Source organism: Thalassospira tepidiphila MCCC 1A03514 (assembly GCF_001662875.1).
In the GTDB taxonomy this organism is placed as follows: Bacteria; Pseudomonadota; Alphaproteobacteria; order Rhodospirillales; family Thalassospiraceae; genus Thalassospira; species Thalassospira tepidiphila.
In genome coordinates this window covers 132,657-149,704 of sequence record NZ_JPVZ01000007.1, presented here as the reverse complement: position 1 = coordinate 149,704, position 17,048 = coordinate 132,657, and the positions used below count along the sequence as shown (strand labels likewise).

The 17,048-nt window shown below is 58.3% G+C and carries 23 protein-coding genes; 3 read left to right on the top strand and 20 right to left on the bottom strand.

All coding sequences use genetic code 11. The features are described from left to right. Window positions 1-24 precede the first annotated feature (24 nt). On the top strand, window positions 25-645 hold the full coding sequence (locus tag TH4_RS15440) for a tetratricopeptide repeat protein (RefSeq protein ID WP_064781816.1): 621 nt from the start codon (window positions 25-27) through the stop codon (window positions 643-645). 125 nt (window positions 646-770) lie between these two features. Here the strand turns inward: TH4_RS15440 and TH4_RS15435 are convergent, their stop codons facing one another. The 5 genes from TH4_RS15435 to terL all read right to left on the bottom strand — a co-directional run bounded on the left by TH4_RS15435 (window position 771) and on the right by terL (window position 4,344). After that, the gene (locus tag TH4_RS15435; protein ID WP_064781815.1) at window positions 771-1,259 is read right to left on the bottom strand and encodes a 3TM-type holin; all 489 of its coding nucleotides are present in this window, start codon (window positions 1,257-1,259) and stop codon (window positions 771-773) included. An 11-nt stretch (window positions 1,260-1,270) separates the two neighbouring features. Continuing rightward, window positions 1,271-1,753: a cell wall hydrolase gene (locus TH4_RS15430; RefSeq protein ID WP_064781814.1), complete on the bottom strand. Its 483-nt coding sequence runs from the start codon at window positions 1,751-1,753 to the stop codon at window positions 1,271-1,273. Beyond that, a complete protein-coding gene (locus TH4_RS15425; protein WP_064781813.1) occupies window positions 1,753-2,073 on the bottom strand; it encodes a hypothetical protein in 321 nt (106 codons plus the stop codon). The genes TH4_RS15430 and TH4_RS15425 overlap by 1 nt, the downstream gene beginning before the upstream one ends. Before the next feature lie 137 nt (window positions 2,074-2,210). Next, window positions 2,211-2,516: a hypothetical protein gene (locus TH4_RS15420; protein WP_008890208.1), complete on the bottom strand. Its 306-nt coding sequence runs from the start codon at window positions 2,514-2,516 to the stop codon at window positions 2,211-2,213. A 307-nt stretch (window positions 2,517-2,823) separates the two neighbouring features. Further along, a complete protein-coding gene (gene terL, locus TH4_RS15415) occupies window positions 2,824-4,344 on the bottom strand; it encodes a phage terminase large subunit (protein WP_064781812.1) in 1,521 nt (506 codons plus the stop codon). A 102-nt stretch (window positions 4,345-4,446) separates the two neighbouring features. Here terL and TH4_RS15410 point away from each other — a divergent pair, with 102 nt between their 5' ends. After that, a complete protein-coding gene (locus TH4_RS15410; protein ID WP_064781811.1) occupies window positions 4,447-4,893 on the top strand; it encodes a hypothetical protein in 447 nt (148 codons plus the stop codon). Between the two features lie 45 nt (window positions 4,894-4,938). On the opposite strand, the gene TH4_RS15405 is transcribed toward TH4_RS15410, so the two are convergent. From TH4_RS15405 to TH4_RS20685, 12 genes are all read right to left on the bottom strand, one after another. Next, window positions 4,939-5,250, bottom strand: a complete 312-nt coding sequence (locus TH4_RS15405) for a hypothetical protein (protein ID WP_064781810.1) — start codon at window positions 5,248-5,250, stop codon at window positions 4,939-4,941. Between the two features lie 5 nt (window positions 5,251-5,255). Then, window positions 5,256-6,362, bottom strand: a complete 1,107-nt coding sequence (locus tag TH4_RS15400) for a phage head spike fiber domain-containing protein (RefSeq protein WP_064781809.1) — start codon at window positions 6,360-6,362, stop codon at window positions 5,256-5,258. A 55-nt stretch (window positions 6,363-6,417) separates the two neighbouring features. Further along, window positions 6,418-7,821, bottom strand: a complete 1,404-nt coding sequence (locus TH4_RS15395; RefSeq protein WP_064781808.1) for a hypothetical protein — start codon at window positions 7,819-7,821, stop codon at window positions 6,418-6,420. Between the two features lie 23 nt (window positions 7,822-7,844). Further along, complete coding sequence (locus tag TH4_RS15390; RefSeq protein WP_064781807.1) at window positions 7,845-8,285, bottom strand: hypothetical protein; 441 nt, start codon at window positions 8,283-8,285, stop codon at window positions 7,845-7,847. Next, window positions 8,285-10,207, bottom strand: a complete 1,923-nt coding sequence (locus TH4_RS15385) for a phage tail protein (protein ID WP_064781806.1) — start codon at window positions 10,205-10,207, stop codon at window positions 8,285-8,287. The genes TH4_RS15390 and TH4_RS15385 overlap by 1 nt, the downstream gene beginning before the upstream one ends. A 91-nt stretch (window positions 10,208-10,298) precedes the next feature. Beyond that, the gene (locus tag TH4_RS15380; protein WP_064781805.1) at window positions 10,299-10,877 is read right to left on the bottom strand and encodes a phage connector family protein; all 579 of its coding nucleotides are present in this window, start codon (window positions 10,875-10,877) and stop codon (window positions 10,299-10,301) included. A 66-nt stretch (window positions 10,878-10,943) separates the two neighbouring features. Continuing rightward, window positions 10,944-11,534, bottom strand: a complete 591-nt coding sequence (locus TH4_RS15375) for a phage tail protein (RefSeq protein ID WP_083997133.1) — start codon at window positions 11,532-11,534, stop codon at window positions 10,944-10,946. A 77-nt stretch (window positions 11,535-11,611) separates the two neighbouring features. Beyond that, the gene (locus TH4_RS15370) at window positions 11,612-12,229 is read right to left on the bottom strand and encodes a phage tail protein (protein ID WP_064781804.1); all 618 of its coding nucleotides are present in this window, start codon (window positions 12,227-12,229) and stop codon (window positions 11,612-11,614) included. Between the two features lie 88 nt (window positions 12,230-12,317). Further along, window positions 12,318-12,860, bottom strand: a complete 543-nt coding sequence (locus TH4_RS15365; RefSeq protein WP_064781803.1) for a phage tail protein — start codon at window positions 12,858-12,860, stop codon at window positions 12,318-12,320. Window positions 12,861-12,955: 95 nt separating this feature from the next. Next, window positions 12,956-13,231 (bottom strand): hypothetical protein, encoded by a 276-nt coding sequence (locus TH4_RS15360; protein WP_063087799.1) that lies wholly within the window; start codon window positions 13,229-13,231, stop codon window positions 12,956-12,958. A gap of 38 nt (window positions 13,232-13,269) precedes the next feature. After that, complete coding sequence (locus tag TH4_RS15355; RefSeq protein WP_063087797.1) at window positions 13,270-14,085, bottom strand: phage capsid protein; 816 nt, start codon at window positions 14,083-14,085, stop codon at window positions 13,270-13,272. Beyond that, window positions 14,082-14,252, bottom strand: a complete 171-nt coding sequence (locus tag TH4_RS20685) for a hypothetical protein (protein ID WP_157097765.1) — start codon at window positions 14,250-14,252, stop codon at window positions 14,082-14,084. Before TH4_RS20685 ends, TH4_RS15355 begins: the two co-directional genes overlap by 4 nt. Before the next feature lie 112 nt (window positions 14,253-14,364). On the opposite strand from TH4_RS20685, the gene TH4_RS20970 reads away from it, so the two are divergent. Further along, window positions 14,365-14,493 (top strand): hypothetical protein, encoded by a 129-nt coding sequence (locus tag TH4_RS20970; protein ID WP_280806647.1) that lies wholly within the window; start codon window positions 14,365-14,367, stop codon window positions 14,491-14,493. 6 nt (window positions 14,494-14,499) lie between these two features. On the opposite strand, the gene TH4_RS15350 is transcribed toward TH4_RS20970, so the two are convergent. From TH4_RS15350 to TH4_RS15340, 3 genes are all read right to left on the bottom strand, one after another. Further along, complete coding sequence (locus TH4_RS15350; RefSeq protein ID WP_064781802.1) at window positions 14,500-15,150, bottom strand: capsid assembly protein; 651 nt, start codon at window positions 15,148-15,150, stop codon at window positions 14,500-14,502. Window positions 15,151-15,277: 127 nt separating this feature from the next. After that, entirely contained in the window at window positions 15,278-15,523 is a 246-nt protein-coding gene (locus TH4_RS15345; protein ID WP_064781801.1) for a Bbp19 family protein, read from the bottom strand. After that, complete coding sequence (locus tag TH4_RS15340; RefSeq protein ID WP_064781800.1) at window positions 15,523-17,046, bottom strand: portal protein; 1,524 nt, start codon at window positions 17,044-17,046, stop codon at window positions 15,523-15,525. The genes TH4_RS15345 and TH4_RS15340 overlap by 1 nt, the downstream gene beginning before the upstream one ends. Window positions 17,047-17,048: the final 2 nt, after the last annotated feature.

The following is a 17,048-nucleotide window of genomic DNA, read 5'->3' as shown; positions in this document are numbered from 1 at the left end:
GACCAAGTGCCGCTTGATTGGGCGATGGCTCAAAACAATCTAGGTAATACGCTTAGAATACTTGGGGAGCGCAAGAGCGATACAGCCCAGCTAAAAGCGGCCGTTTGCGCCTGCAAGTCTGCGCTAGAGGAACACACGCAGAAAATTGCACCCCTTGCTTGGGCCATGGCACAAAGCAACCTCGGCAATGCACTCATAAGACTTGGAGAGAGCGAAGACAAAGCTGATCGGTTTAAAGAGGCTGTTGACGCCTACCAACGTGCACTTGAGGAATACAGGCAGGACCTCGTGCCGCTTGATTGGGCCATGACGCAAAACAATCTCGGGAACGCTCTTCATGGTTTAGGGGTGAGCGAAAGCAACACAGAACGGCTTGAACAAGCCGTTAACGCCTACCAAGCAGCACTTGAGGAATACACTCAAGACCGCTTGCCGCTTGCTTGGGCCATGACACTGTGTAATCAAGCCAACACATTAAGAGTAATTGCTGTAAGTCGCTCTGATCTTACCTTGGCGAAGCGGGCACGTGATCAAAGCGAAGCAGCCCTTGAGACATTTCAACAGGCTAGGCACACTCCGTATTTAAATTACTACGAAATCAATATACAGATCGCTGATGCACTAATCAAAACCCTCGGCGGATAGCTGAAAATACGGTTCTCCTTCAGTGTGAGTTCGAAACACTACATGACGGTGGTATTGACCTAGCGCCACCCTGCATAATCACCACGAGGGCGTAGAACATGCTCAACCTCGTCCTTTTGCCCAGGCTATCCCAACTTCTTATCCGCACTCCGCTTCACCACACTCACCCCCAAAACCCCCAGTGCAATCCCCCAGATCGGGCTGGTATTGACCAGCGCTGCGATGATCGCCGGGGCCTGAAGCGGGGTCAGGATGATGGCGTAGGCGATGGCGCCCATCGTCATGATCCAGGTCAGCGCGACGGCATAGCCGAAGCTGGGGCGCCAGCGGCGCACAAAGGCGTCTTCGCTGGCGACCTCGGCCCGGATAGTGCGGTTGACGGATTTGAGTGTTTCGGTATCGCGCGCGAGCTCGATTTCGGCCATGCGTTCGGTGTGGCGGTTGGCTACTACGATTTGTTCGGGCGTGACATCGCCCTTGGTGACGGCGGCTTCCACCTGTTTAAGGCCCTCGGCCGCGGTTTTGGCGATCGGGTTGTCGATATGATCAAGCCCCGCGCCCACCGCCTTCATCAAAAGCGGCAGGCCGATCTGGGCGAGGAGTGCCGGGATCATGTGATACCTCCCTATCCAATATCTTTGTAAAACAGGTGCCCGCCAATCTCGGTGACCGGCACATGGCCGCGCGCCCAGAACGGATCCACCGCATGGGTGTGATAATGGGTGGCACCGTCGGTTGGATCGGGAAGCTCGCCCACCACCGCGCACTTGGCGATGCGTTTGCACAAACGGTAGGCCGGGTCACGCGGGCTGAGTGCCAGCAGCTTCTTGCGATTTGGGTCCGCTTCGTTCCAGCAGGAAAACTGTGCCGGTTTCAGGCAGACAGATTTCACGTCATTGCCCCACCAATAGCGCCCGCGCCGCTTGGCAAACGCCACCCGGTTGAGGATGACCGATGCCACGGCCTCGATCCCGGCAAGTTCTTCGCCACGCGCTTCGCCATAAAGGGTTCGGGCCAGCACCTCGACCTCGGGCAGTGTATAGGGATCAGTGATCGGCTGGGATGTCGACTCTGGGGCCGATCTGGTCAGGGTTTGGGGTTCACTCATCAGCTCAGATCCTTTTTGCTCGGGATGGGGGGCATGTCGAGCTTGGCCTCGATCCGGAGCAAATGGCCGGTCAGGCGTTTTTCGACATCCTTGAGATAGGGGATGGAGACATAGTTGCGCGCGACATCGAGCTTGAAGGCGGCCAAGGCATCGCGCAGGTCGCTGGCATCTGATTCCTCGCGGGTGCGGAGCTGTTCCACCCGGCCAAGCAGTTCGGAACGCATCCGCCAATGCAGCCAGAACAGGCTGGCGACAGCGGGAATTTCAACAGCCGTGATCCACCAGATCACATCAACCGTCTGGGTCACAGGCAGGGTCATGGGGGCCTCGATTTTCAGACAAAGAAAAACCCGCAAACCGATGGTTTGCGGGTCAGGTCGACCTCTTCTCCACCCGGGGCGACATCCCGCGGGCTGGAAAAGCGGTCAGAGCATTCAGGAGGCGAACGGCATCAAGTCTAGGCCGCCGGGCCCTTCAGCTTTTCTTCCAGGTCCTGCCAGGCCTCGCCAGAGGCGACAAGGCAGCTTGGGCCGGACGGATAGGTAAACAAAATCGTCCATGTCTGGCCATCGGGGGCTTTAAGCACCTCGATCACGCCACCATTGGACGTCACGCCGACCGCGACCGGTTCTTCGGAATATTTTGCGCTCAGGCTGTCGATCACCTTGGATCGATCCCCGCAGACGGGGGATGCCGAGGCTGGGGTATGTGTTACTGCAACGGCACCTGCCACCACAGCAATCAAGCTCAGTGTTTTCAACATGGTCAGGCCTCCTGGCAGTCAGGTGCGCCCACATGGACGTCTTGTTTTCCTGTACTGCAAAATCAATCAACAAATGATCTTTGGCCGCTTCCTTGTGCCGGCTTCATGGGCCGGGACCCGTCTTTTTCTGGCTTTGAAAACTCACTTTAGTATAGGAAGAAAAATTACTTACTATGCTTTCATATAATAAACGTAGGGACCAAAGCTGAATTTTCCATGAATATTTCACAAATGTGATACAGACCTGCGCTAACCATTTGGCATTGTGAGAAAGTTTTTTCCTCCCTCACGAATTGAAAGCCCGTTCTCACGGGTTGAAATGGCTCTCGGCCCGGAAAATCCCGCTTTGTGCCCGCCAGTCGGCGCGTTTGACCGGCATATCGACCCGTGGCAAACGCACCGGATCATGCAAAATACAGCCCGCCACCGCATCAAGCCCGTCATCAGCACCTTTGTTGGCATTGCTGTTATCGGGATGCCAATCGCGCATCTGGCGCAGGAACGGTGTCTGGCAAACATCGCGATGGACATGCAGCAATCCTGCCCCCATCACCGCGCCAAACGCATCCTCGATCCGGGTGGCCTTGTTGGTACTCTCATGATGTTCTACGACGCTTGCCGCCCATCCGATTGATTTCAATTCACGCCGAAGGATATTGGGCAGAAACCGGCCAATGCCATTGGTCTCGACCCGGACCGAAGGCAAATGATGGCGCGCCATAAACTCCGCGACCTGCGCACAAAGCTGGCTGGCCTCATCGCGCCAGGGCATATCGCGATTTGTCTCCGACGCACTCGGATCAGACGCCTGCAGCCACGCGATATCCTGCAGCCAATATTCCCCCTGATCGCAGATATAAACACAGGCCACCACCGCCCCGTCGCCCCGAAGCGACCCGAAGCTCGGATCAAAATGGCAGGCACTCGCCACCATGGTGCGCCCGCCAATCCGAAGGCTCATGCGGCCATTGCCATGGGTGATCTCAACTTGATCGTCGTAGAACCGCAATTTTGCGGGGTCGAGCATGCCTGCCACCGGGGCCATCATTTCAAGCATCATCTGGCTTTGGAACTTGCGCTCTGGCGTGCGCGCCCGCATCGCATCAATTGCGGCCATATCAAATCTTTCCGGCCAGTTTGATGTCCCGCCCTTATTGACGATGGGAAGCTCAAAGCGTGAAAAACCGTCAAGGAACGGTGCAACTTCGCCGACCTCCGATCGCGCTTCATCGGCATAGATCGAGTAATAGCTGTGCGGGGTGCCGACATAAAGCTGCGCACCACTTGGACCCAGCACATAGGCAATCTCGCCAAGCTTTTCGCGCAGTTCAGCACGTTTATGGGCGGTATCGCTGTTTTTGGGCACCTCGACATCATCGCAAATCACCAGATCGGCACGCGACCCGGTAATGTTGCCGCCAATGCCCACCGCCTGCATCGACGGATCGCGCAACACAGCCGTCCGCGCCACGGTAAACCGCTCACTCCCCCAATCGATCAGCTTTTCGGGCAAAAGGGCACCCATCAGCGGATGGCGTTCAATCACCCGCTTGACGTTGCGCACCATCTTTTTCGCCAGATCAAGATCGGCGGCCAGCACCAGAATGCGCAAATCGGCATCACGATAAAGCAACCAGCCACAAAACAACCCGACCAGCGTCGACTTGCCGGAATTGCGAAACGCCATCAAAAGCATTTCCCGCTTGCCCGACTGCCAGCAGTCTTCAAGCCAATCAGCCATTTTGCGGTGATGGGCCGGCAGGCCGAGCCCCAACATCTGATCCCAGATCCAGACGAATTCGGCGAAGCGGGCCCGTGCCGTTGGCATTTTCCTCACTCCATCAATTTGGTTGTTGCGGTCTGTCACGTTCGCGTCCGGGCGACGTCAAAGTTCTGTCTGAATACCATTACAAAAAGGAGCAACCCGATAATGCAGACCTATCGCAGCATGCGTTTTGGCGGCCTGATGGCAGCCTTTCTTTTCCTGACACTTGGTCTTTTCGTCACACTGCCCGCACATGCCAAACCGCCATCGGCCTGTGCCCCGACAACGTTTTCACTCAGCGGCAGCAATGTCGACAATGCGTGGAAACAGGTTACGAACAGCCAGTGGAGCAACATGTTGCCTATGATCTGGCAGGACAAAGGATTTCACTTTTATACCCGCGTTCGTGAACGCGGCCCGAATGCCGGAATTCAGACCCCGTCAGATCTTGAATCTGAAATCCGCCGCGGCACGGCAACAACCACGACCACGGCAAATCGCTATCAGATCACGCTGAATATCCAAAACGGCAGCGGCAGTTTCATGAAAGTCTTCTACGACTATGCCGGTGGCAAGAACGCCAAATGCGAATTGGTGACATTGTCCTACTGAATTTATGCGCCCTACCATGCTCATTGAATGGTGGGGCGCAGCACCTCAGGCGCCCCCAAGACTGCGTTTTGCCTCAGAAATCAGCTGATCGACATTGCTTTTCTCAGGTGCGTCTTCATCGACTTTCCCCGCCCCCTCACACGCCCAGCGCAGAAGCTTGATCAGGCTTTCAAGATGCCTGAGCGCTGCCTTACAGGCCGTCTGATGGGCGGAGAATTCCTTGGCATCCATGATCCCGGCCGCCTCCCCGGCCAGACGGTGATAGGCTTCGCGCGCCATGGCAATGTCATCGGGCAATTCGCCCAGCAACCGGGTTTGCAGGGCCATGATCGGGTCGGGTGTTTTATCCGTGCTCATGAGGCTTAAACCACCGAAAGTTCAGACAACCGCGCATTGGAAAGCTTTTCCGGCCAATAGGCGAGATTGCGCACATGCCCGTTCAGGGCCTTGTCAGCGCCGTCAAACGACCCCAGCACGATATTGGAAAAATTGCGCGGCATGGCAAAGCCATCGGGGGATGACAGCACCACACCATCCAGCCCGACCGAGATCACGTCATCATCCCAGGCCAGCGCGATGCGATGGCGGCTATCCTTGGCAAGCGCGCCATAAAGCGACTGGGTGACGAGCGGCACGCCACCCGAACGTAGCGAAATGCGCAACTGATCGGCGGCACTGTCATAACCAAGATCAAGGTGACCCTCATTCAGGCTGGCGGAGTAAAGCTGTACGATCCGCCAGATGCCCGCCCAATCCTTGGCGGTATGCAGATCAAACACCATTGTGCCGCGCCCCTGCGCGAACCAGTCACCGGGATCAAGCCGCACATCATCGCACGCCCGCGCGGCCGGGATGCCGTTGCTGATGATGTCACTGGTGGGCACGGGGCTGGCTTCAAGCTGGGCATTCCAGATCAGGACAGAGGCCGGAAGGGCAGTTATGGTGGTACTGAGTTTCGGATAGCGGGCCGTACCGGATGCCGGTTCGGCGATCCACACCCGTTGCCAGTTTTCATCCAAGGCAAAGCCATTCGCGGAAGCCCCGTCAATCCCGCCAAGCGTGATGTCGGCCGTGCCCGAAACTGCGCGCATCCAGACAGCAAAGCTATAGGTATCGTTGGTCACAAGCTCGCCGACATTCTGATAAAGTCCGTCCGCACCTGCCGCACTTCCGGGCAGATCAAGCTGCATCGCGGTTTGGCTGCCATCCGGGGCGGGAATGGTGCTGCCCGTCACGGTCACACCGCTGTTCTTTTCCCAAAGCGCGTTGTCAAAGGCCATTGAGTAACGCAGCAGATTGGTCGCCGCCCCCTCGATCATAAGGCCCAGGCGACGGCCAAGCCGATCATGATCATAGGCCGGTTCATTGATCGCACGGGTTTCAAGCAGGCCATTTGGGCCGCGAACAAGCTTGGTACTGGCGCGCGACACGTTCATACAGGCCGCAAGCGGCTGATAACGCAATCCCATTGGATGCATCTCCGATCAGTGTGTAGTCGATGGATGGCAGGCGCGTGTTGGCGTGCTAGCCGCCAATGCGATGGATGTGACACCAGGTCAAAAGACCGCTTGCGCCAATGTCGCGTGTTTGCGCATCACTATGCGACAGACGCAGGCGCAATCCGGTGCCGGGTGTTGTGCCGATCCGGGCAATACCGTTCAGGCGCAAACTATGCGCCGCCCCGCTGCCCATGGCGGTAATATCATTGGCCTGCAGGTGGCTCGACCAATCGGTGCCGTCAAAGCGTTCGAGCGACAAAGTGGTAAAGACCGACTGGTCGGTAATCGGGAAACGCACCCCGATATCGACATGGTAAAAACCCGGCGCGAGGCCGGTGATGCCATGCACGCCGCTGTCATAAAGCCCGTGGCTGTCTTCGATCACCTGATCCCATTCAACCAGAAACGCCCCGCCCGCCGGAATGGATTGCGATGCCACTCGCAAAAGCTTCACCACCGGGCCGCTTTCATGGATCGGGGCAGCAAACCAGCGCGTGCCATCACAGACCAGATCGACCATGTCACCACGGGTCGGCAGCGGATAAACGGTTGCCTCGACACCGCCATTGGTCGGGCGGATCACATTCCCCGCCGCAGTCGTGATATCAACCATCGTGCCGTCACCGTTAAACACCCGAAACCGAACGCCATTGCGCGCAAGGGACGCCACCGGCAAGGTCAATTGCGCCCCGCTGGAAAGCCGAACCAGCGATCCGGTTTCGCGGATATCCATGATCCGGCTGACCGGCGCATCAATCACCGGCATACGGCGCTCATCCTCCCACGTCAGGACATCGCCACTGCGAAAATCAAGATCAAGCATCGCCGAGGCAGTTGATCGCTCAAACGACGCACGTGCTGTTTCAGATCGGCTTTCGGCGGCCTCGGCCCGGTTGGCAGCATCCTGCGCTTGGCTGGCCTTATGGCTTGCGACCGCGATGTCATCGGCCGTCGGACCATTGGCAAGCCCCGTGCCCGCCGCGTTCCAGATCAGCGCCCGACCGGGCTTGATCACCGGCAACTCGGCCGACGCGCCCTCCCCCTGATCCGCGCCAAAGCGCAAAGCCCCGGAAAGCGCGCGATCAACATCGCCAAGGGCGGCCGTCATTAAATCAAGATCGCGCTCCAGCGCATCACCGCGCGGGATCGACATGGCGTCAAAGCTGCTCAGTCGGCGCAAATACAACTGCCGGGCAATACTGATCGTGCTGCCATTTGCCGGCGGATTTTCAAACTGCACCACGCCACCCCCGCCCTGATCGGTGGGCGTGAGTGCGATATGAAAGCCGGTATCGGTTTCCGTGCCATTGATCGCCACCCGCACATCACCGGCATCAAACACATCAAAATCAAACGGAAACGTATCGCGTGCGCCATCGCCAACAAAGGCAATGGCGGCACGGATCTGATTGGCAAAAACAGCGCCCATAGCGCACTTCCCCCTAAAAAAACTCAGCCATCACGCTTTGAAAACCAGGCATTCAGCCGTGCGACCGTGTCATCCTGCGAAGATCGCAACAGCGACTTTTCGCGCCAGGCGGCCTGTTGGTTGATGCGATTGCGGTTTCTCGCGGCGGCGTCCGCACTCTGGTCCGCATCCTGTCGGGCGGCCTTTTCGTAACCCGCCAGAACCGCACTGGCCGATCCCGATCCCCCCGCCATCAGGCCCGATGCCCCTTGCCGGGCGCGCGCGGTTGCCTGACGCCGCCGAAGCTCCTCCTCGCGATTGGTGGCGTCTTCGCGCTCGCGCGCTTCGATTTCGGCCAGCTCCGCCTGACGGGCGGCTTCGGTTTGATCAATACGGCTTTGTGCATTGCTTTGATTGGCGGCAATGCGTTGTCCGGTTTGCAGCACCGATGCCGCCATCGGCACGATTGATGTAAATCCACCCATCAGTCATTCACCCCCATTTCACTGGCCGCTCCGAGCAATAAAAAAGGCCGGGGCAATGCCCCGGCGATGCGCCATAATCCGCTTTTAACTGTTCCCCCACTGCCCCGCCGCCAGCCCAGTGCGCGCAGCGTAATATCCCCGCTATAGAGCGCATCTTTGTCATCGGCGGAAACCGGCAGCGCCACATCGCGCAATCCCCGACCGGTATCGACGCGAAGCTGCCCGGCTTCCTGCAAACGCAAGGTGACCGAGACCAGCCGCACGGCATTACCACCATGCGGGCGGCTGCCATCCGATGCGGCCGGCGGCAGGGCATAAATTTCATGGGTAAAGGGCAAGCCGACCTCGATCTCCGATACCGCCCCAATACTCTCAGGTAAGGTGATCGTGCCCCCGGCAACCGGGATGTCATCGGCAAGAACGCCCTCGCCCCAGACACTGACATCCAGACCATCGAGCGGATCAAGATTGCCCCAATGCCGGCGCGGCGGCTCGCCCGCGGCCACCGCTTGGCGGCGATAAAGGTCGAAACCGCATTTCGGGTCAAACACGCCCAGGAAATATCGCCCACCCCGTTCCAGCACGACATAGACATCCCCGCCTGACACCGAAACGGATGCAAAGGCACATCCCGCTACCGACTGCGCAGACCAGGCGGTGATGGCCTCGCTGCGGTAAAGTGTCAGTGTGGCAAGCGATCCGTCGCGCATCACCACATGCAAAAGCCGCCGATCCGGATCAAAGGCCTGATCAATCGGATGATGGATCAGATGGCGTGACAGCAAGGCAAGGTCGGCCGATCCATAGGCCTGCTCGACATCGGTAAACAGGAATTCGCGAATTTCGCGCCCGCTCCGCCCGGCAAACAGCGTCGCGCCATCGACATTGACCAGCGGCACGGTGCGATCGCTCTGGCTGCCGATCCGGGTCTGGCGCGTGACCTGCACATTTGCGGGCGTCAACGGATCGCCCGTGACCATCCATTCCGACCCGCTGGTAAAGACCTGCAAATGACGACCGGCGAAAATGCCGGTGATCGCGTTAACCTGATCGGCCAGCAGGGCAAATTCAATCGCCTCGTCATCAAGGCCCTCGCCGAGCTCGAAATTAAACAGATCGCCCGATTTTGACATCCACAACCGGTTGGGCAGATCGCGCGATCCGCCAATGATCAAGCGGTCCTGATGGAAGGTCACGCTGCGCGGCCAGCCCCGCACGTCTGAAAAGGCCTGCTCGACAAAATCGACGGTGGCATTGGTGTTGGGCAACGCCTGTTTGAGCGCGATGGTGGCGGACCGAGCATTGGCAACGCTTTTAACCTCTCCCTCAATCCCCTGAATCCGCCACAGGGTCCCGACATGGCCCGGCACAAACACATCCATATTGGCGGTGAGCGTGACGGTCCCACTGGTGCCCGACGGGGTCAGGGTCGCAGCCGGCTCAACAAACTTGTAATAGGGCTGGCTGGTGCGAAAATTGGTCTCGCGCCAGGCCCACAGACTTGTTTGCCAACTGCCATCGCCAGTGCGGGTGATCCGGACCGGCTGGGCATCGGGATGGACGACCAACAGCGTATCCGCACTCTGCGTCCAGTTGAGCAGATCATGGTGTTCCAGCCCAAACGTGGTTTCAAACCAGATCGTCTCGACCCCGTCTTCAAACACCAGTGCGCGGTTATCGCCAAAGGCCAGCAGATAGGTCTGCTCGGTATTGAACTCGAACTGGATCAGGCGGGCCGGACCCGGCAATTCATCAATCAACCGAATACCGGGACGACGGCGCACCCCGCCCGAGGGCTCGATAAACACATTGCGCAGGCGTGCCGCCCCATTGGCATAGGCGCTTAAGTCTGAGCGCCCCCACAATTCCGGGGCCAGTTCGCCGGTCGAAAACGTGTTTTTCTCCAGAACGCGGCGTGCCATGGGGTACTCCCTCATTGAATAAAGGTGATACGCTTGCGGATCGGGATCCCCGCGCAGGCGGGGATCTACGGCGACGTGCTCCGTGTCCGCCCTAGCCCCTTGCAGAAATCAGGGAAAAATCATCAATCGCGTGCGGGGTCGATTGCTGCGCATCGGCAAGTCTGGCTTCACGCAACTGATCCTCCGCCCGCTTGAAAAGGTACTCGGCGCGTGTGCTGCTTTCGGTCAGCGGCAGGCAAAACTCGGCTGCCAGTCGCGCCATCAAGGCCATATCAAACCAGGCCGGAAAGCTGCCCTCGGGCAAACGCGCGACATAAGAAAGATGCGCACTATCGCTTGCGACCAGAACCGCCTGATCGCGCAACTCAAACCGGGCAATCTTGCCCCCTTCATTTTCAAGCGACAGAAGGCGGATAAAGTCCCGCGGCAAGGCAAACAGATGGCTTCCATCCTTGGGCGATGTCGCCACATCCTCACCGGCCAGTCGCGACAACCAGCAACCCCGCCCGGCAAACCGCCACGGATAGCCCGCCAGCATGCCATCGCGCACGGCGGGATAAAGCATCCGGGCAATCTCGGCCTCGGCAACGTCTTCCTCAAAAGACGAAATCGGCGCCGCCCCGATCATCACCAACGCCCGCGCACACAGCGCCACATCACTCAACGCCATCACATCCCCCCAAACAAAAACGGGGCCCGGAAACCCGGACCCCGCAAAGGTTCTTGTTCGCAGCAATCAAACCTTGATGATGTAATTCACCACCAGGAACGGCTGCATGTTGTTGTGCGGTTGGTCGCCGCCGTCGGATTCCAGTTGGCCGAATGGACCGCTATTATGGTACTTGGGATCATTCACCATGCCGAACAGCTGCTGTGTGGCACCAACCAGTGCATTGTTGTGGTTATGACTTGGCATCTCATCAATCGTAAGCTGATGAGCTTCTTCACCATCGACAGCACCGATCACACGATCCGTCAGACCATCGCCCTGACCGGCACCAATCGGTGCACGACCGCGCAGATCCGGCAGTTTGAAACTGCCAGCAGCCTGACCGACACCATAGATCGTGCCAATCGCGGTAAACAGATCGGCATAGTCCGCCGCCAGAAGTTCCGCACCGTCACAGATCATAAACCCTTCCGGTGCCACCGAACCGGCAAACGGCAGGATGGTCGCAACCGGCAGGGAACCGCCACCGGAGCCACCCCCGCCAAACAGGCTCTCAAGTGCCTGCAACAGCTGGGTATCGTCCATGCGATCCGGAACAATTTCGGCTGCCAGAACGACATTGAGAACTTCACTTTCAACCGGGCTCAAACACTGCATACGAATTCTCCATTTTGGACAAAAAAAGAAACCCGGCAAACAAGGTCTGCCGGGGATATCGGGTTTGACTGAGAGACTTATGCAGACGTTGGATAGAAGGCCTTGATCGCATAGGTCATGGTAATGTTGCGGGGTCGGGTTTCTATGCCAATCCTCGGCTCGCCGTTCACACCATCAGAAATAATCCCCAAAGTTGGGTGTGGACCTCTGGACTCTGGACCACCGATATCTGAGTTGTTGCCGAGGTAATAGCGAGAGGACAATTCACCAAGATTATGCTCGTGCCCTTGCATCTGATCGCCTTGAAATGAACCGAAAACGCGACCCTCATCGACACCGCGACCAGCGTCAAAACCACGCAGGAATTCGCCGCGCAGATCGGGGAGGTTAAAGGTAGACACCTCATCACCAGCCCCCCAAAGCGTGCCAATGGTTGCGAACAGATCGGCATACTCGGTGCGTGAGATCGCTGAACCATCACAGACCAGCCAACCAGTTGGCGGGGTTGGCATCGCGAAAGCCGAAACCGAACCGATTTCACTGCCAGCCACGACACCGCCACCACCAGAACCACCGCCTGCAATCAGCGCTTCGATGGCCTGCAAGAGCTGGGTTTTATCATCGCAATCAGGCCAGATACCTGCACCCTGAATAACGTTCAGAACTTCACATTCGACCGGGGTATTACCCTGCATAAGCAGTCTCCTTGGTTGAGAAAAAGAAACCCCGGCAGCGGATGCTGCCAGGGCGTTTGAAATGATGTGGATTGGTTGCGGGTCTTACTCAGTTGCTCGCAGGGTGGATTGCCTTGATCGCGTAAGTCACGGCCACGTTACGCGGGCGAGTTTCGTCACCGCCTTCTACTGAAGTGAGGCCCTGATATGTGATAGGCGGACCGTCCCCATCAGTTGTGCCAGAGGCTGCACCGGGCAAGTCATCTTGCGATGCACCGTAAACGAACAGATTAGTTCCATCTTCCGCCATACCTTTTTTGTGCTGGTGTTCCTGAAAAGCCCCCTCCTGCTCTGACGCGAACACACGCCCCGCATCCACACCGCGGCCAGCATCAAAGCCGCGCAGGAACTCACCGCGCAAATCAGGGATATTGAAGGTCGTGGTGCCATCGCCTTCGCCCCAAACTGTGCCAAGTGCAGCGAAAAGCTCGGCATACTCTGCGCGGGAAACAGCCGAACCATCACAGATCAGATAATCGGCCGGCACGGTCTGGGTGGCAAAGGCATGAATTGAGGCAATCGGCACCTGAAGACCGGCGATCTGAGCGGCATCAAACTCGGTGCAGATGGTAATCTTGTTGCAGTTACACATAAACAATCCTTGTTCTGGTCAAAAGAAACCCCGGCAACATCAGTCACCGGGGCGAGGTTGAGGGAGGATGAAAAGGGTGGATCGGGGGTGTGCGATCAGTCGGTGTTTGAGGTGCCGATTGCCGTCATGTCGCGGACATCGACGCCGTTTGCACCGGAGCTTGCGACGACGAACAGGCCGCCGGACATTGTCGCGTCGCGGTTGGTGTTGGCGATGATGAAATCGCCGACGCGCAGCATGTCGCGGGCCTCAAGGAAGTAATCGGCGGTATCGACGTCGGCGGCGACGTCCGGGGTGATGTAGTGCCACAGCGTAAAGCCGTTGGCGTATGCCAGAACACTGAGGTTTCTGGCTTTGAAACCTTCTGCCATTTGGGTCTCCTTGGTTCGGGAAAAATCGGGTGTGGGACTTATTCCTGCGCCTTGATGCAGGTGACACCATCGCCATCAATCAGCGTGGCACCCTGGCTCATGGAGTTGTTGACAAAGTGGGCCGCGTGATCGCCGTGCCAGGTGATGTCGGACTGAACGTCCGAACCGATGGCGTGGCCAATCGCGGTGCGGTGATACCAGAAGCAGGATCGGATGCCCGAGGCGACCGGCAGGCCGGAATGGGGCATCCAAAGCGTTCCGAGCCAGCGTTTGGCCTGTGTGCCCTTCCACGGCAGGTCTTCATCGCCGATATAGTCAGATCGTGAGAATTCATCGATCAGGAGAAGTTCCGACCACTGTTTCCAGCCAACAATCGCATAACGCTGCCCGTCATCGGGAACATCGCGATCGCCAAGGCCTTCGAACGCCATCATGACCTTATCAAGCGTCATGCCCTCGGTATTGTCAGGCACGACATCATCGGCGCCGACCAGCGCATTGATGATCAGCTCGTCGGTCTTGCGACCAAGCGCATAGGCCCCGGCATTGGCCAGAACCATTTTTTCATCATGGTTGATTTTAAGCTCATCAAGCGCATCGACCCAGTCACCGGCATAGTAATCGCGCAGGTCACACCGGACCGCCTCGTGATCGACATTCATCACCGGCACCTTGCCATGGCGGGCCTTGGTGGTCGCCGTGCCCTTGCCGACTTTCTGGAAAACCGTGGTCGCGCCCTTGATGGCGTTTTTCACCCGCACCGTGTTGCGCAGTTTTGATCCCATGCGTTGATAGGCCTGATGCACATCGGCCTGAAAATGGTCGATGAAGCTTTGATCAATCGTGGTTGTCATCGCCTTTTATCCCCTTGTTTCAGATATGATTTCGTCGTGATTGCAGGCAGCCGCCGGGGTTCAATTGCGCTGCCCAAAAAGGCCAGTGCCACAATTGCCCCAAAACCGGTCATTTTCCGGCCAAGGTTTGGTGTTTTAAGAGCGCTGTTACAGGAAACCTCATCCATCGAGGTTCCGTAGGACACGCGCTTGATTTGCCCCGACCTGTTGCACCCGACGGGCTTTTCTGCGCGGTCCGGTCCAAGACAAACAAGAAAACAAAGAAAAAGAGTATCTGCCGTGAAGAATTCGGTTTTGCTTGTGTTCAGCCTGATCGGGCTGGGGATTGCGGGCTATTTCCTTTTGCCGCTGACCCCGATCCCGGACTATGTCAACGCGGTCATCGACCGTGCCGACAAGCTGTTCTAGGTCAAGCTACCCACCGGAAAGCCTGGCAAAATCCGCCTGCACTTCGGCAACCAGCGTTGGATCGCGATCCCGCCAATAGCACGGATCATTCATCTTGCGTCGGATTTCGGAGCGAAGACCTGTCTCCCCCGCCCCGCCGTCAGTCTTGCCAAGGGCTGCCTCATCGCCATGGGTCATCATGCGATGCATGGCACGCACGCCATCGGCACTTTGACAAAGCGTTTCAAAGGCGGCCTCGGGCAGGTTGGCCTTGCCCCAGCTTTCGATTTTCGGCGCCAGCTTTTTCCAGCTTTCAGCCCCGCCAAACTCGGCAGCCAACGCCGCGCGATCCGTGGCGCGCTGGGCCGCCTGATCAAGATCGCCGAGAAGCGGTGAAAGAACCTCCCCCGCGAGATCATAAACCAGCTGAGCCTGCGCGTTGCTGAAGCCTGCCGCATGCAGGCGCTGGTTTAAATCCGTATCAATATCTTCCATGCCATCTGCAAGCGTGATTGCGTAGGCGTCCGGTGTTTCGGGGACCAGATCGGCGAGGGCTGCGGGATCAAGTTCGGTTTCGGGCGCTGGCGTTTCGGTATCAGGCAGCTCGGCTGTTTCTGCTGCTTCCGGGATTTTCGGCGTCTCGGTTTCGGCTACGAGAAGGTCGGGTTCGGTTGTCATGCGAACACTCCGCTTATTGGGGTCAAACTTAGGTTTGGTAGATGTGGCTCGGGATCCCCGCCTGCGCCGGGATGACGTCCGTCCCATGCAGCTGTTTTCGGTACCGTCATCCCCGCGCAGGCGGGGATCAATCTGCGGCGGAACGCTCAGCCAATCGTTTGATATGCAGCACCAGCGCGCGCTTCCCTTCGCGCATCCAGATCGCCGCAGTGCTGGCATCCGGCCCAAGCGCGCTGTGCAGGAAATGGCGTTCAAGATCGGCCAGTACCTTTGCCCCGGCGTCGCTATCAAAACAGGCCTGCCAATGGTCACTGCCGTTTTCCGAAAGCGTCTCGTTCTCGGCCTCGAACCAGTCCCATCCGTTCTCAACCATCACACGGCCTCCGTGATTTCGGGTGGCAGGCTTGGCCGCAAGAGATGATCCGGCACGCCAAACTGATCGGCAAGCCAGCGGACCATGACGGGCAAATCGACCTCCGCCAAGGCATCCGGGCCAAGGGCGGCAATCCGCGACAGCCAATCAAGCGCCTGGCCCGCCTGTACCCGTTTAGGCAGTTGTGCGAGCGGGGCCGCATGACGCAGCACCACAACATCGCCATCCAGCGGGATGTCGGGAAGCTCCCCGGTTTGGGTCAGGATATAAAGCGCACGGCGGATCAGCGGATAGAGCAATTCCGCCTGCAACCGGCCATAGGTTGCACCCAGAAGCCGGGCGTTTTCCGATGCACGTTCAAGCACCTCGGTCGCGGTCATGCCCGGTTGATCAGTTTGGCCCAGGCGATCAGCCAGCAAGCAGCGCCGAATGCGATCGCGCAGATCAGAAAGAACAAGGTCAGACACATCAAACCGACCGGGGGCCTCAAGCGGTTTGAGCCCCGCCGATCCAACGGCCTTCGGGATGATGCTGCCGGGTACAAGGCGGATCGTTGCCGGGTTCAGAACGCCGTCATCATCGGCCTGCCAGATGCCGGTAACGGCAATCGAGGCGTTTTTCAGCACCAACTCCACCACCTTATTGGCAGTCTTGATATCGGGCAGCGCCTTCATCACCGGGGAGCGGCCATAAATCTCGCCCGGTGCCTTCATCCAGCGAAAGGCGATATAGGGCGACACATCAAAGCGGTCGCGATAGATCAGATCATTGGTATTGGCGTCACCGTCTTCGCGAAACACACACAGCTCATAGCCGGTTTTGTGATCCGTTGCCGGAAGCACGGCCTCGATCACGGTGAAGCGTTTCGGGGCGTCCTTGTCATCGCGATCATCATCGGCAAAGCCCTTTGCCCCCGGCCAGGTTGCAAGGATTTCCGCGCGGGTAAGCGCCAGTTTGCGAAACACCGCATCCATCTTGCCATCCGATCGTTCTTCAAATGCCAGATCGCGCAACGGCACGGCGGTAAAGCGCAAAGCAGACGGGCTGTGCAGATCGGCCTTTTCAAGACGCAAGCACGCGGTTCCGGCGGTGACCAGATCCAGAAACGCCTGATGCATTTCGACCGCAAAGTTGGAGCGATCAAAATGCCCCTGCAAAATCCGAACGGCCCGGCCAAGCTGCTCGGTCAGGGCCTGCCGATCCGCATTGGCGACATTGCCGCCGGGTTCCAACTCAAACCAGCCACCACCCGGCGGGGTGATTTCGGCCATCAGGCTGGCGGCAAGCTGTTCGACCGCGTCCGATGCGGTTGCGTCAAACACCCGATCAAGGCGCTTGCCGCCATTGGTCTGGTTGCTGGCTGCCGCATTGCGCTGTGGCAAGGCGAATTCATAGCAATCCTGCCAATGCGACAGCCAATTGCGCCGGCGTTCCATCGCCTTTTGAAAACGGGCGCGCAACTGGGTGATATCTGCCCCGTCGGTTGCCTTGTCCTCAGTCACTGCCTTTTGCGATTTCACCATGC